Source organism: Bacillus sp. LUNF1, from assembly GCF_011008975.1.
GTDB classification, from domain to species: domain Bacteria; phylum Bacillota; class Bacilli; order Bacillales; family Bacillaceae; genus Bacillus; species Bacillus velezensis.
This window is the reverse complement of sequence record NZ_CP048876.1, coordinates 2,190,558-2,204,981: the sequence shown is the minus strand read 5'-3', so window position 1 is coordinate 2,204,981 and position 14,424 is coordinate 2,190,558. Positions and strand designations below refer to the sequence as shown.

Below are 14,424 nucleotides of genomic sequence, written 5' to 3'. Positions count from 1 at the left end.
GGGCGCGGAATGCATAAGTTAAAAATGGCCGTCATAACGGCAATGGCGGTGCTTCTGCTGTCCGGCTGTCTGTACCCTGAAGCGAAAAAAACTGAAAATAAAGTATCTTACAAACATCAGCTTCAGCAGGTGCAAGCGGCAGTGGATGAATTTAAAAAGGCGAACGGCGGACTTCTGCCGATTCAGACAAAAGATATGAAAACACCGCTCTATCAAAAATATCCGATAGATTTTAAGCGGCTCGCGCCTAGATACATAGAGGAGCCGCCGGCCTCAGCTTATGAAAGCGGGGGAATGTACCAATACGTGCTTGTCGATGTGGAACATAAGCCGACCGTCAAGCTGGTCGATCTCCAAATGGCGGAAGCAATCCGTGACATGAAGCTGCGTGTCAAAATGTATCAGGAAAAGCATACATATCCTCCCTATGAGGACGCCGTTTCAAAAGGGCTGTTCACTTTAAATAAAAAAAAGCTCGGCATGAAAGACTCTCCTTCAGTCAAAAGTCCGGTTTCAGGCACGTCTCTGCCGCTTTTAATCGGCGCTGACGGAGAAATCTATGCCGACTATCGCGTCGATCTCGCCCGCTGCCTGAAGGAAAACAAAAAGAAAATCAAACCGGGCGCGGAAATTCAGGATATTTTATGGAAAGAGACTCCTTTCGTCCCGGCCTTTTCAGTCACTTACACCGTAAATGAAAAACAGGAACCCGTTTTTTTAGAAAGTCAAACGAAACAGGAATGAACCTTTTTCCCGCGCATACAAATAGGGAGAAAGGTTTTTTTGATTTTGATAGAAAAGACTGCCTGAAAATTTTCTAAAGATGTCATATTGAAATAGGACAACGTCATACACATATAGTGTCCTGTATTTGATTGGAGAATGGTGAATGAAAAATGATAAGGATAGGAAGTCCGGGAGGGGATCACTTGGAAAAGGTCGATATTTTCAAGGATATCGCTGAACGAACAGGGGGCGATATATACTTAGGAGTCGTTGGCGCTGTCCGTACAGGGAAATCTACATTCATTAAAAAATTTATGGAGCTCGTGGTGCTCCCGAATATCAGCAATGAGGCCGATCGAGCGCGGGCGCAGGATGAGCTTCCGCAAAGCGCAGCAGGAAAAACGATAATGACCACAGAACCAAAATTTGTCCCGAATCAAGCCATGTCCGTTCATGTCGCAGAAGGACTTGATGTCAACATCCGTCTTGTGGATTGTGTGGGATATACGGTTCCCGGGGCGAAGGGATATGAGGATGAAAACGGACCGAGAATGATCAATACACCTTGGTACGAAGAACCGATTCCCTTTCATGAGGCAGCGGAAATCGGTACGAGAAAAGTCATCCAGGAACACTCCACAATCGGGGTCGTCATTACGACAGACGGCTCAATCGGCGATATCGCGCGGGGCGATTACGTGGAAGCGGAAGAAAGAGTCATCGACGAGCTGAAGGAAGTCGGCAAACCGTTTATTATGGTCATCAACTCGGTAAAACCGTACCACCCGGAAACAGAAGCGCTCAGAGCTGAATTAAGCGCGAAATATGATATTCCCGTCCTGGCCATGAGTGTTGAAAGCATGCGGGAAACAGATGTGTTAAGCGTCCTCAGAGAAGCGCTTTACGAGTTCCCTGTGCTGGAAGTCAATGTCAACCTTCCGAGCTGGGTCATGGTGCTGAAAGAAAATCACTGGCTCAGAGAGAGCTACCAGGAATCAGTGAAAGAAACCGTAAAAGATATTAAACGCCTGCGCGATGTCGACCGGGTTGTCGGCCACTTCAGTGAATTTGAGTTTATTGAAAGCGCCGGTCTGGCCGGAATCGAACTTGGCCAGGGTGTCGCAGAAATTGATTTGTATGCGCCGGATCATTTATATGACCAGATTTTAAAAGAAGTTGTCGGTGTTGAAATCCGCGGGAAAGACCACCTGCTTGAATTAATGCAGGACTTCGCCCACGCGAAAAAAGAATATGATCAGGTATCAGATGCGCTGAAAATGGTGAAACAGACCGGCTACGGCATTGCCGCCCCGGCCTTAGCCGATATGAGCCTTGATGAACCGGAAATCATCAGACAGGGATCAAGGTTCGGAGTAAGGCTCAAAGCGGTCGCTCCGTCCATTCATATGATCAAAGTGGATGTGGAAAGTGAATTCGCGCCGATCATCGGGACGGAAAAACAAAGTGAAGAACTTGTCCGCTACTTAATGCAGGACTTTGAAGATGATCCGCTTTCTATCTGGAACTCCGATATTTTCGGCAGATCATTGAGCTCTATCGTAAGAGAAGGAATCTCCGCAAAACTGTCACTCATGCCGGAAAATGCGAGATATAAACTGAAAGAAACGCTGGAGAGAATTATTAACGAAGGCTCAGGCGGCCTGATCGCCATTATTTTGTAAGCTGAAGGACCTCTTCCTGAAACGGGGGGTCTTTTTTTCTTCTTTTTAGATACTGGAAATCAATCAAGGATTAGGAGGAAAAAAGCAAAAAAAGGAATATTTGTTCGGTAAAACACGTGAAAACCTTGACGAGCAAGGGATTGAGGCTTTAAAATGCTTGATATGGCTTTTTATATGTGTTACTCTACATACAGAAAATCTTCACTTTGTTGGACAAACATTCCTCAAAGTGTCTGTTTTCTTTTGAAAAGCCGTTTACTTGTCTGTTCTTCCCTGCTTTGATTTTTTATCAGACAGGTTTAGAATCAGGCTGAACTGTGAAGAAATGATAATAAACTGCTGATTTGATACCCTTTTGGGAGGAGGTGAAAGGCATGAACAAGACAGAACTAATCAATGCGGTTGCTGAAGCAAGCGAATTGTCTAAAAAAGACGCTACAAAAGCAGTTGATTCTGTTTTTGATACGATTTTAGATGCACTTAAAAACGGTGATAAAATCCAACTGATCGGTTTCGGTAACTTTGAGGTGCGCGAGCGCTCTGCACGTAAAGGACGTAACCCGCAAACAGGTGAAGAAATCGAAATCCCTGCAAGCAAGGTACCTGCTTTCAAACCAGGTAAAGCTCTTAAAGACGCTGTTGCAGGAAAATAATTGTGAATATAGATCGTGTATGCATCTGATACATACACTTTGTTTCTTCACAGAAAAGCCCCTTGATAAAGGGGCTTTTCATATTTAAGCAGCCTCGGTCACCGGGCAGGACTTTCGTTTTGCTTTTGGCGCGGCAAATGTGCTAGAATCGAAATTAAATGTATTCAATGGTGGAGGACACAGACAATGAAAGAAGTTAATAAAGAACAGATTGAACAGGCGGTTCGCCAGATTTTAGAGGCGATTGGAGAAGACCCGGACCGGGAAGGGCTTTTAGATACGCCGAAACGCGTGGCAAAAATGTACGCGGAAGTATTCTCGGGATTAAATGAAGACCCGAAAGAACACTTTAAAACCGTTTTCGGAGAAGACCATGAGGAGCTTGTTCTTGTAAAAGATATCGCGTTTCATTCCATGTGTGAACATCACCTTGTTCCTTTTTACGGAAAAGCGCATATTGCCTACATTCCGCGCGGCGGCAAAGTGACGGGCCTGAGTAAATTGGCGCGGGCGGTGGAAGCCGTCTCAAAACGCCCGCAGCTGCAGGAGCGCATCACTTCAACGATTGCAGAAAGCATCGTAGAGACCTTAGATCCCCACGGCGTCATGGTTGTCGTCGAAGCTGAGCATATGTGCATGACGATGAGGGGCGTAAGAAAACCGGGCGCAAAAACAGTGACTTCCGCTGTAAGAGGTATTTTTAAAGATGACGCAGCGGCGCGTTCCGAAGTGTTAGAACATATTAAACGTGCGGATTAATAATGATAGAGGGTGCAGATATGAATTCAAAGCATTCAAGTGATTTTGTCGTCATTAAAGCGGTCGAGGACGGCGTGAACGTCATCGGTTTAACGAGAGGAACGGATACGAAATTTCACCATTCCGAAAAACTGGACAAAGGCGAAGTGATTATCGCTCAGTTTACTGAGCATACCTCTGCCATCAAAGTGAGAGGCAACGCCCTCATCCAGACCGCTTACGGAGAAATGAACAGCGAAAAAAAATAAGCCGGCTGTTTCCCGCTTTTGCCAAATGCCCGCAAACGGCGGGAGAATACAGCCAATTTCTTTTTTTTATGCTATAATGATACCTGCGTATAATAATGACGAGTAAATCTCATACATATTAGAATAAATGTGAATTTGGGGACAAGGGTGATATTTTTGCAAGACATCTACGGAACTTTAGCGAATCTAAATACGAAATTAAAACAAAAGCTGTCTCATCCTTATTTAGCGAAACATATTTCCGCGCCTAAAATCGATGAGGATAAGCTTCTTCTTTTTCACGCTTTGTTTGAAGAGGCGGACATTAAGAACAACGACAGAGAAAATTACATAGTAACTGCGATGCTTGTCCAAAGCGCCCTTGATACCCACGATGAAGTGACAACAGCCAGAGCGTTAAAGCGAGACGAAAATAAAAACCGGCAGCTCACCGTGCTTGCCGGCGACTATTTCAGCGGACTGTATTATTCGCTTTTATCTGAAATGAAGGATATCTATATGATTCGGACGCTCGCTACGGCAATTAAAGAAATCAATGAGCATAAAATCCGTCTGTACGATCGGTCTGTCAATGACTTGAATCAATTGATCGAAAGCATGGCGATTGTGGAAGCGGCCCTGTTTCACAGAGTGTCAGACCACTTTAATCTTCCGCGCTGGAAAGAGCTGGCGAGTGATTTTTTTGTATATAAGCGGCTGATGAACGGCAATGCTATATTTCTCGATGTCATCGGCAATATTGTAAAGTCAGGGAAATCAAAGGCTGACATAATGGAAGATAGCTTCCGAAAGGCAAAGCAAAGCATTGAAACGCTGCTGCCGCTCAATTCACCAATCCAAAACCTCATGCTGAACCGGCTTAAAGCGATCAGCCAGGACAAAACATATCATCAGAAAGTGGAAGAAGGGTAATCAACATGCAGGAGTCAAAAGAACAGCGCGTACACGGCGTGTTTGAAAAAATCTATAAAAATTATGACCAAATGAACTCTGTTATCAGTTTTCAGCAGCATAAAAAGTGGCGCGACAAAACGATGCAGATCATGAATGTAAAAGAAGGCGCAAAAGCGCTTGATGTCTGCTGCGGAACGGCTGACTGGACGATTGCCCTCGCAGAAGCGGCCGGAAAAAGCGGCGAAATCAAAGGACTGGATTTCAGCAAAAATATGCTGAGCATCGGTGAGAAAAAAGTGAAAGAGGGCGGTTACAGCCAAATTGAGCTTTTGCACGGAAATGCGATGGAGCTTCCTTTCGCTGATGATTCTTTTGATTTTGTCACCATCGGCTTCGGGCTGCGAAACGTTCCCGACTATCTGACCGTGCTGAAAGAAATGCGGCGGGTCGTCAAACCGGGCGGGCAGGTCGTATGTCTGGAAACATCCCAGCCGGAAATGTTCGGATTCAGACAGGCATATTTTCTTTATTTTAAATACATCATGCCTTTCTTCGGAAAAATGTTTGCGAAGAGCTATAAAGAATATTCTTGGCTTCAAGAATCGGCAAGAGAATTTCCCGGTATGAAAGAACTTGCGCGTCTGTTTGAAGAAGCGGGCCTGACGAATGTCAAATACCATTCGTTTACCGGCGGAGTGGCCGCTACGCATATCGGTTGGAAATGATGAATATACAGATGTTTGGGTGAATGATATGAAATTTAAAATGGCCTATTCTTTTTTAAATGACGATATTGATGTGATCGAAAGGGAGCTTGAGCAAACGGTGCGGTCAGACTATCCCTTGCTGAGTGAAGCCGGGCTCCACCTGCTCCAGGCGGGCGGCAAGCGGATCCGCCCTGTTTTCGTATTGCTTTCCGGCATGTTCGGCGACTATGACATTAATAAAATAAAATATGTTGCGGTGACGCTGGAAATGATTCATATGGCGTCCCTCGTGCATGACGACGTCATTGATGACGCCGAGCTGCGGAGGGGAAAACCGACCATCAAAGCCAAGTGGGACAACCGCATCGCCATGTATACCGGTGATTATATGCTTGCGGGCTCACTTGAGATGATGACGAGATTGGATGAGCCGAAAGCCCACCGGATCCTGTCCAAAACCATCGTAGAAGTATGCCTCGGAGAAATTGAACAGATCAGAGATAAATACAATATGGAGCAAAACCTCAGAACCTATTTGCGCCGCATCAAACGGAAAACGGCTCTTCTCATTGCCGTCAGCTGTCAGCTCGGCGCCATCGCTTCGGGAGCTGATGAGAAGATTCACAAGGCATTATATTGGTTCGGTTATTACGTGGGCATGTCCTATCAGATTATTGACGACATTCTTGATTTCACTTCAACGGAAGAGGAACTGGGAAAACCGGTCGGAGGGGATCTGCTGCAAGGAAATGTCACTCTGCCCGTTTTGTATGCACTCCGTCAGCCTGAATTGAAAAATCAGCTGAAATTAATTAACAGTGAAACAACACAGGAGCAGCTCGCCCCCATTATTGAAAATATTAAACGCACAGACGCGATTGAAAAATCAATGGCCGTCAGTGACAGGTACTTAAAAAAAGCGTTTGAAAAACTGAATACACTGCCGAGAGGACGTGCGCGCTCATCATTGGCCGCCATCGCCAAATATATCGGCAAACGGAAATTTTAAATTCCTTTTACGAACAAGATGTGAACATTCTCCGCCCTGGATTGATTAATTGTCAGAAAGATGTTACGATTTCGGTGTGCAACTTGAAAGCCTATACATAATGATGGGGTGGAGAATCTTATGGAAAAAACTTTTATCATGGTAAAACCGGACGGCGTACAGCGCCAGCTGATCGGAGAGATTTTATCCAGATTTGAGCGTAAGGGCTTACAATTGGCAGGAGCCAAGCTAATGCAAGTTTCAGAACAGATGGCTGAAAACCATTATGCTGAACATAAAGGGAAGCCGTTTTTCGGCGAGCTTGTGGAATTCATTACATCAGGGCCCGTATTTGCAATGGTATGGGAAGGGGAAAATGTAGTAGAGATCACAAGACAGCTGATCGGAAAAACGAACCCGAAAGATGCACTGCCGGGCACAATCCGCGGTGACTACGGCATGTTTGTCGGCAAAAATATCATTCACGGTTCAGACTCCTTAGAAAGCGCTGAGAGGGAAATTCACATTTTCTTTAAACAGGAAGAGCTTGTACCGTATCAAAAATTAATGGCCGACTGGGTGTACTAAACCGTCAGCCTTTCTTTTTCTCGTATTATGAAAAGGTTTACATCATTTAAAAAAGACAGAGGCTGCGTTGCCCTGTCTTTTCGTTTCTCACAAATCAGCCCGCGGGCTGATTTTTTTATTGAAATCGTACAATTTCGACAGAAAACAGGCTATACTAGGACAAAAGACAGCGAGATTGGGAGAGAAGCAATGGAGCCTTACGAAACTTTTATCACCAAGTGGAAACAAATAACCGGCGTTGATTTATCTTTATACAAAGAAGCACAGATGAAAAGGCGGCTGACGTCCCTTTATGAAAAGAAGGGGTTCAGAGATTTTCAGGAATTTGCCGCCGCTTTGGAAAAGGACAAGCTTTTATTAAACGAAACATTAGACAGAATGACGATCAATGTTTCTGAATTTTACCGAAATTATAAACGGTGGGAAGTTCTTGAAACCTCAATTCTTCCGTTAATAAAGCATAACAAACCGTTAAAAATATGGAGTGCGGCCTGTTCAACGGGAGAGGAGCCCTATACTTTGGCTATGATTCTCAATCAGCAGACGGGACTGGCCGGATTTGATATATTGGCGACAGATATTGATGAAAAGGCGCTAAGCAAAGCCAAGCGGGGCATCTATCAGGAACGCTCGCTGCAAGAGGTGCCGGCTTCCGTGAAAAGCCGTTATTTCACCAAGCAGGCTGACAGCAGTTATCAAGTAAAACAAGAGATTCAGAACAACATCCGGTTTAAGCGGCACAACCTGCTTGCCGACAGCTATGAACAGGATTTTGATCTGATCGTCTGCCGCAACGTCTTTATTTATTTTACTGAAAAAGCAAAAGAAGAGCTGTATGTGAAAATGGCGGGCAGTCTGAAAAAGAACGGAATTCTGTTTGTCGGCAGTACAGAACAAATTTTCAGCCCGGAAAAATTCGGCCTTGAGAGCACTGATACATTTTTTTATCAAAAAAGATAGAAGACATTTAATGAAAACTTGTGGTATAGTTTTACTTAAAAGCGTTAATGCGATGAAGGGAGAAGAAAGAAATGAGATACTTAACAGCCGGAGAATCACACGGTCCGCAGCTGACGACAATTATAGAAGGTGTGCCTGCGGGGCTTTATATAACTGAAGAAGACATTAATTTTGAGCTTGCCAGACGTCAAAAAGGGCACGGCCGCGGACGCCGCATGCAGATTGAAACGGACAGAGCGAAGATCACAAGCGGCGTGCGGCATGCCCGGACACTCGGTTCACCCATCGCGCTCGTTGTAGAAAATAAAGATTGGACTCACTGGACAAAAATCATGGGCGCCGCACCGATTACAGAAGAAGAAGAAAGTGAAATGAAACGCCAGATTTCAAGACCGAGACCGGGACACGCGGATTTGAACGGTGCTATTAAGTATAATCACCGTGATATGAGAAATGTGTTAGAACGATCTTCCGCGCGTGAGACAACGGTTCGCGTGGCTGCCGGAGCCGTCGCTAAAAAGATTTTAGCGGAGCTTGGCATTAAAGTCGCCGGACATGTCCTGCAAATCGGCAGCGTAAAAGCAGAGAAAACCGATTACACATCCATTGAGGATCTCAAACGGGTAACGGAAGAATCACCGGTCAGATGCTACGATGAAGAAGCAGGCCGTCAAATGATGGCAGCCATTGATGAAGCGAAGGCAAACGGCGACTCGATCGGCGGAATCGTTGAAGTGATCGTCGAAGGCATGCCGGTCGGTGTCGGAAGCTATGTCCACTATGACCGTAAGCTGGACAGCAAGCTCGCTGCTGCCGTTCTGTCGATTAACGCGTTTAAAGGCGTAGAGTTCGGCATCGGTTTTGAAGCGGCCGGCAAAAACGGCAGTGAAGTTCATGATGAAATCGTATGGGATGAAGAGAAAGGCTATACACGCGCCACAAACAGGCTCGGAGGATTAGAAGGCGGTATGACGACGGGAATGCCGATTGTCGTCCGCGGCGTTATGAAACCGATCCCTACTTTGTACAAGCCGCTGAAAAGCGTCGACATTGAAACGAAAGAACCGTTTACAGCGAGCATTGAACGTTCAGACAGCTGCGCGGTTCCGGCAGCAAGCGTAGTGGCTGAAGCAGCAGTGGCCTGGGAAATCGCAAATGCAGTCGTCGAACAATTCGGGCTTGACCAGATCGACCGCATTAAAGAAAATGTTGAAAACATGAAAAAACTATCGAGGGAATTCTGATGAAAGAGCTTGAGGTTCGGACAGCTTCCTCCGCATATCCCGTGTATATCGGTGAAGGCATAAGGAAACAGGCTGCTGCCCTTTTGTCTTCACTGAACAGGCCGCTGACAAAGATCCTTCTCATCATCGATGCTGAAGTTGACCGGCTTTACGGTGATGAGATGTTCCGGCTTTTAAACGAAACATGGCCCGTGAAAAAAGTGATCGTTCCAAGAGGAGAAGAAGCGAAGTCTCTAAAAGAGTATGAACGGATTCAAACGGAAGCGATCGCTTTCCATATGGACCGCTCCTCATGTATGATCGCCTTCGGAGGCGGCGTGACGGGTGATTTGGCCGGCTTTTGCGCAGCAACTTTTATGCGCGGAATTGATTTCATTCAAATGCCGACGACACTGCTTGCCCATGACAGCGCGGTCGGCGGCAAGGTGGCCGTCAACCATAAACTCGGAAAGAACTTAATCGGCGCGTTTTATCAGCCGAAAGCGGTGATTTACGATACGGAGCTACTGAAAACCCTGCCGGAACAAGAGCTGAGATCGGGCATGGCTGAAGTGATCAAACACGCGTTTATCGCCGATCATGCTTTTTTAGAAAAACTTCTCACATTTGACACGTTGCAAGGACTGACAAGCGCTGAGCTGAATGAAATGATTTATAAAGGAATTTCAATCAAATCGGCCGTCGTGCGTGAGGACGAAAAGGAAGAGGGGATAAGAGCTTTTCTGAATTTCGGCCATACGCTCGGCCATGCCGTTGAGGCGGAATACGGCTACGGCCGGATTACACATGGAGATGCGGTCGCCCTCGGCATGCAGTTTGCCCTTTACGTGAGTGAACAGGTTGCGGGTTGCAAGATGAACAGGAAAGAACTCACACAATGGCTGATTGGGCTCGGCTACCCGGGAAGCATCAGACAAGATATTGAAACGCCGGTTCTCTCCGCCCGGATGATGAATGATAAAAAAACGCGCGGAGGCATGACACAGTTCATCGTGTTAAAAGAATTAGGCGAAGCGCGGGACTGCATGCTTTCAAAAGATGAGCTCGAAAAATTGCTGAACAAATGGCGAATGGAGGAAACAGCATGATGATACGCGGCATTCGCGGAGCAACAACGGTGGAACAAGACACCGAACAAGAAATTTTAGAAAAAACACAGCAGCTGCTTGAAAAAATCATTGAACAAAATGGATGCAAGCCGGAAGACGTTGTACAGATCCTGTTATCCGCCACGCCTGATATCCATTCCGTATTTCCGGCAAAAGCGGTCCGCCGCCTTTCCGGGTGGCAGTACGTCCCGGTGACGTGCATGCAGGAAATGGATGTCACCGGCGCTCTGCAAAAGTGTATCCGTGTCCTGATGACGGTTCAGACGGATACGCCTCAGGATGAAATCAAGCATGTCTATTTAGAAAAAGCCGTTGTGTTAAGGCCGGATTTATCATTGACAAAAAATACTGACATGTAATACGATAAACAAAGCTTAGAAATACACAAGAGTGTGTATAGAGCTGGTAAGTAAGATATTGAACAGTTGAGTTTAGAATAGGGTAGCAGAGAATGAGTTTAGCTGAGCTGAGATAAACACGTTTTTATTCTGCCCAAAAGAAGCCTTTCTTTTGGGTTTATTTCTTATACGCAAGACTCCTCTCACTCTTCATCTCATTCTCCTTACCGTAAGGAGGAGAATCATGAATTTACAATCGGATGTTTCTTTATTTTTAAAGGACAGTCTGACACACCGCACCATTCCAATCGCAGAGACTTTTACGGTCGACACGATCACACCCATTCAGATGGTTGAAAAACTGGACAGAAACATTACGTATCTTTTAGAAAGCAAGGATGAGTCGTCAAGCTGGTCGAGATACTCTTTTATCGGCCTCGATCCTTTTATCACGATTAAAGAGAGTCATAACACATTCACTGCCGCTGATCCAAACGGGCATACGCTGTTTGAAGCCGGAGAATTAAAAGCCGTGCTTGACTGGATGAATGAGAGCTTCCGCATTAAAACACCAGAGCTTGATATCCCATTTGCGGGAGGGGCGGTCGGTTATCTGAGCTATGACATGATTCCTTTGATTGAGCCTTCCGTGCCAAGCCACGCGAAAGTAACAGATTTCGAAAAATGCATGCTGTTTGTCTGCCGGAAAATCATCGCGTACGACCACGAAACGAAACAAGTGCATTTCATTCAGTATGCGGAGCTTAACGGCCGGGAGACGGAGGAAGAAAAGCGGGCCGTTTTTAAAGAAAATTGCGCGGAGCTTCGTAAGCTTATCGGTATTTTGACAGAATCGAAAGATATGAAAGAGCCGTTTTTTTCTAAAGAAACGTTTGACACGCCAAGTTTTGCCGATGTGACATCCAATTATACAAAAGAAGAGTTTATGGCCGGTGTTAATAAACTGAAAGAATATATAAAAGCGGGAGACATTTTTCAAGGGGTGCTTTCGCAAAAGTTTGACATTCCGGTATCCAGGCATTCATTTGAGCTGTACAGGGTGCTTCGCATCATCAATCCTTCACCCTATATGTACTATATCAAACTGCCTGACAGAGACATTGTCGGGAGTTCGCCTGAACGTCTGATCCGCGTGCATGAAAGGCATCTGGAAATTCATCCGATTGCCGGAACGAGAAGAAGGGGCGCCGGAAACGAAGAGGACGAACGCCTGAAAAAAGAGCTGATGAATGACGAAAAAGAAAAAGCTGAACATTACATGCTCGTCGATCTTGCGCGCAATGACATCGGCAGAGTTGCGGAGTACGGTTCCGTAGCCGTTCCGGAATTCACAAAGGTCGTTTCTTTTTCACATGTGATGCACATCATCTCTGTTGTAACCGGCCGTTTAAAGCAGGGCATCCATCCCGTTGACGCGCTGATGTCGGCATTCCCGGCAGGAACACTCACGGGCGCTCCGAAAATCCGCGCGATGCAGCTTTTAAATGAATTAGAACCGACTTCCAGAGAAACCTACGGCGGATGTATCGCTTATATCGGATTTGACGGGTCAATTGATTCGTGTATTACCATCCGCACTATGAGTGTCAAAAACGGTACGGCGTCGGTGCAGGCGGGCGCGGGAATAGTCGCCGATTCCGTCCCGGAAGCCGAATATGAAGAGAGCTGTAACAAAGCGGGGGCGCTTTTAAAAACGATTCAAATCGCAGAAGACATCTTTTCTGGCGGGGAGGAGAAGACGGATGAACAAATTTCTGCAATCGTGCGTTAATGGCCGTACGCTGAAAACCGGAGAAGCCGAAAAGCTGATGGAAATGATGATGAACGGGGACATGTCGCAGTCTGAGATCGGCGGGATTTTATCGGTATTAGCCCACCGAGGTGAAACGGCGGAGGAGCTTGCCGGATTTGTAAAAGTGATGCGGGCGCGGGCACAGACATCAGGTGGCTTGGCGGATGTCGTTGATACGTGCGGAACAGGCGGAGACGGGGTTTCTACGTTTAACATATCCACGGCAGCGGCAATTACAGCTTCTGCCGCCGGAGCTAAAGTTGCCAAGCACGGAAATCGCTCCGTTTCGTCTAAAAGCGGCAGCGCGGATGTGCTGGAAAAGCTGGGGGTTTCCATTCAAGCCACTCCAGACAGCGTCAAACGCAGCATTGAAATGAAACAAATGGGGTTTTTGTTTGCGCCGCTGTTTCATTCGTCAATGAAGCACGTCGCCGCCGCAAGAAAAGAGCTTGGCTTCCGAACCGTATTTAATCTGCTGGGCCCGCTCAGCAACCCGCTGCAGGTGAAGCGGCAGGTGATCGGCGTCTATTCATTTGATAAAGCGCGCCTGATGGCAAGCGCTCTGGAACAATTTGATGTCAGACACGTCATGCTTGTGTCGGCCCGTGACGGATTAGATGAATTGTCCATCTCAGCACCGACCGATATCATTGAACTGAAAAACGGTGAACGTCTGGAATATTCCGTTTCACCTGAACAATTCGGTTTTACAGAAGGTTCACTAAAGGATATTCAAGTGAGTTCATCGGAAGAAAGCGCGCTCCTCATTCAGAATATTTTTGCAAATAAAGCTCCGTCATCCGCTCTGCATATTACCGCCTTAAATGCGGGCGCGGCCATTTATACGGCAGGTCTTGCAAACGATCTGAAAGAAGGAACGAAAACCGCCATAGAAGCGATTCAAAACGGAGATGCCCAAAGGCAGCTCGAACGTCTGAAACAGAAAGAGGAAGAAATGTATGCTTGATCAAATCATTCAGCAGAAAAAAGAAGAAATCAAATCCATCGTGCTGCCGGAAACCTGTCAAATTGAACGGAGATCCTTTAAAAAAGCGCTCCTGAACCCGAACCGTTTTATCGGGCTGATTGCCGAAGTGAAAAAAGCTTCGCCGTCTAAAGGATTGATTAAAGAGCATTTTGTTCCGGAAACGATTGCGGCGGATTATGAAGCGGCTAAAGCCGACGCCCTTTCGGTTCTCACGGATACCCGTTTTTTTCAGGGGAGAAATCAATTTCTGACAGATGTTAAACAAACCGTGTCTCTTCCCGTGCTGAGAAAAGATTTTATTATTGATTCCCTTCAGGTGGAGGAATCGTTCAGGATCGGCGCCGATGCCATTCTGCTGATCGGGGAAGCGCTGGAACCTTCAGAGCTTCATGAGCTTTATCTGGAAGCCCGCGAGAAGGGCATGGACGTTCTCGTTGAAATCCATGATGAAACTGTGCTTGAACGGATTTTACAAGTGTTTCAGCCGGACATTCTCGGCATAAACAACCGGGACTTAAAAACGTTCCGTACTTCTGTTTCGCAAACGGAAAAAATAGCGCAGCTTGTACCGGACGGCTGCCTGCTGGTCAGTGAAAGCGGCATCGGTTCTTTGGCTGACCTGCAATTCGTCAACAAGCACGGGGCGCAGGCTGTATTGGTCGGAGAATCCTTAATGAGAGAGGATTCGCAGCAAAAGGCGATCCGCGGACTGTTCGGGGAGTGACGA

At 46.3% G+C, this 14,424-nt stretch carries 16 protein-coding genes; all 16 read left to right on the top strand.

Annotation, left to right across the window (positions count from 1 at the left end; translation table 11 throughout):
• Positions 1-9 precede the first annotated feature (9 nt).
• Positions 10-744 (top strand): hypothetical protein, encoded by a 735-nt coding sequence (locus G4O42_RS10615; protein WP_007612249.1) that lies wholly within the window; start codon positions 10-12, stop codon positions 742-744.
• A 185-nt stretch (positions 745-929) separates the two neighbouring features.
• Positions 930-2,408 carry a stage IV sporulation protein A gene (gene spoIVA, locus G4O42_RS10610; RefSeq protein WP_007409454.1) on the top strand — a complete coding sequence of 493 codons (1,479 nt, stop codon included), beginning with the start codon at positions 930-932 and terminating at the stop codon, positions 2,406-2,408.
• Between the two features lie 374 nt (positions 2,409-2,782).
• The gene (gene hbs / locus G4O42_RS10605; RefSeq protein ID WP_003153447.1) at positions 2,783-3,061 is read left to right on the top strand and encodes a non-specific DNA-binding protein Hbs; all 279 of its coding nucleotides are present in this window, start codon (positions 2,783-2,785) and stop codon (positions 3,059-3,061) included.
• Between the two features lie 186 nt (positions 3,062-3,247).
• A complete protein-coding gene (folE, locus tag G4O42_RS10600) occupies positions 3,248-3,820 on the top strand; it encodes a GTP cyclohydrolase I FolE (protein ID WP_003153448.1) in 573 nt (190 codons plus the stop codon).
• A gap of 20 nt (positions 3,821-3,840) precedes the next feature.
• Positions 3,841-4,068, top strand: coding sequence for a trp RNA-binding attenuation protein MtrB (mtrB, locus tag G4O42_RS10595; protein ID WP_003153449.1), 228 nt, complete (start codon positions 3,841-3,843; stop codon positions 4,066-4,068).
• 156 nt (positions 4,069-4,224) lie between these two features.
• Positions 4,225-4,980 (top strand): heptaprenyl diphosphate synthase component 1, encoded by a 756-nt coding sequence (gene hepS / locus G4O42_RS10590; RefSeq protein WP_007409455.1) that lies wholly within the window; start codon positions 4,225-4,227, stop codon positions 4,978-4,980.
• A 5-nt stretch (positions 4,981-4,985) separates the two neighbouring features.
• Positions 4,986-5,687 (top strand): demethylmenaquinone methyltransferase, encoded by a 702-nt coding sequence (gene menG / locus G4O42_RS10585; protein WP_003153453.1) that lies wholly within the window; start codon positions 4,986-4,988, stop codon positions 5,685-5,687.
• Between the two features lie 28 nt (positions 5,688-5,715).
• Positions 5,716-6,678: a heptaprenyl diphosphate synthase component II gene (gene hepT / locus G4O42_RS10580; RefSeq protein WP_003153454.1), complete on the top strand. Its 963-nt coding sequence runs from the start codon at positions 5,716-5,718 to the stop codon at positions 6,676-6,678.
• Between the two features lie 120 nt (positions 6,679-6,798).
• Positions 6,799-7,245 (top strand): nucleoside-diphosphate kinase, encoded by a 447-nt coding sequence (gene ndk / locus G4O42_RS10575; protein WP_007409456.1) that lies wholly within the window; start codon positions 6,799-6,801, stop codon positions 7,243-7,245.
• Positions 7,246-7,434: 189 nt separating this feature from the next.
• Positions 7,435-8,205 (top strand): protein-glutamate O-methyltransferase, encoded by a 771-nt coding sequence (locus G4O42_RS10570; RefSeq protein WP_032873251.1) that lies wholly within the window; start codon positions 7,435-7,437, stop codon positions 8,203-8,205.
• A gap of 71 nt (positions 8,206-8,276) precedes the next feature.
• Positions 8,277-9,449 carry a chorismate synthase gene (gene aroC, locus G4O42_RS10565; RefSeq protein WP_003153459.1) on the top strand — a complete coding sequence of 391 codons (1,173 nt, stop codon included), beginning with the start codon at positions 8,277-8,279 and terminating at the stop codon, positions 9,447-9,449.
• A complete protein-coding gene (gene aroB / locus G4O42_RS10560; RefSeq protein ID WP_032873252.1) occupies positions 9,449-10,537 on the top strand; it encodes a 3-dehydroquinate synthase in 1,089 nt (362 codons plus the stop codon). Before aroC ends, aroB begins: the two co-directional genes overlap by 1 nt.
• Positions 10,534-10,917: a chorismate mutase gene (gene aroH / locus G4O42_RS10555; RefSeq protein ID WP_003153463.1), complete on the top strand. Its 384-nt coding sequence runs from the start codon at positions 10,534-10,536 to the stop codon at positions 10,915-10,917. The genes aroB and aroH overlap by 4 nt, the downstream gene beginning before the upstream one ends.
• A gap of 223 nt (positions 10,918-11,140) precedes the next feature.
• A complete protein-coding gene (gene trpE / locus G4O42_RS10550) occupies positions 11,141-12,688 on the top strand; it encodes an anthranilate synthase component I (protein WP_032873253.1) in 1,548 nt (515 codons plus the stop codon).
• A complete protein-coding gene (trpD, locus tag G4O42_RS10545) occupies positions 12,660-13,676 on the top strand; it encodes an anthranilate phosphoribosyltransferase (protein WP_032873254.1) in 1,017 nt (338 codons plus the stop codon). Before trpE ends, trpD begins: the two co-directional genes overlap by 29 nt.
• Complete coding sequence (trpC, locus tag G4O42_RS10540) at positions 13,669-14,421, top strand: indole-3-glycerol phosphate synthase TrpC (RefSeq protein WP_014418257.1); 753 nt, start codon at positions 13,669-13,671, stop codon at positions 14,419-14,421. Before trpD ends, trpC begins: the two co-directional genes overlap by 8 nt.
• Positions 14,422-14,424 lie beyond the last annotated feature (3 nt).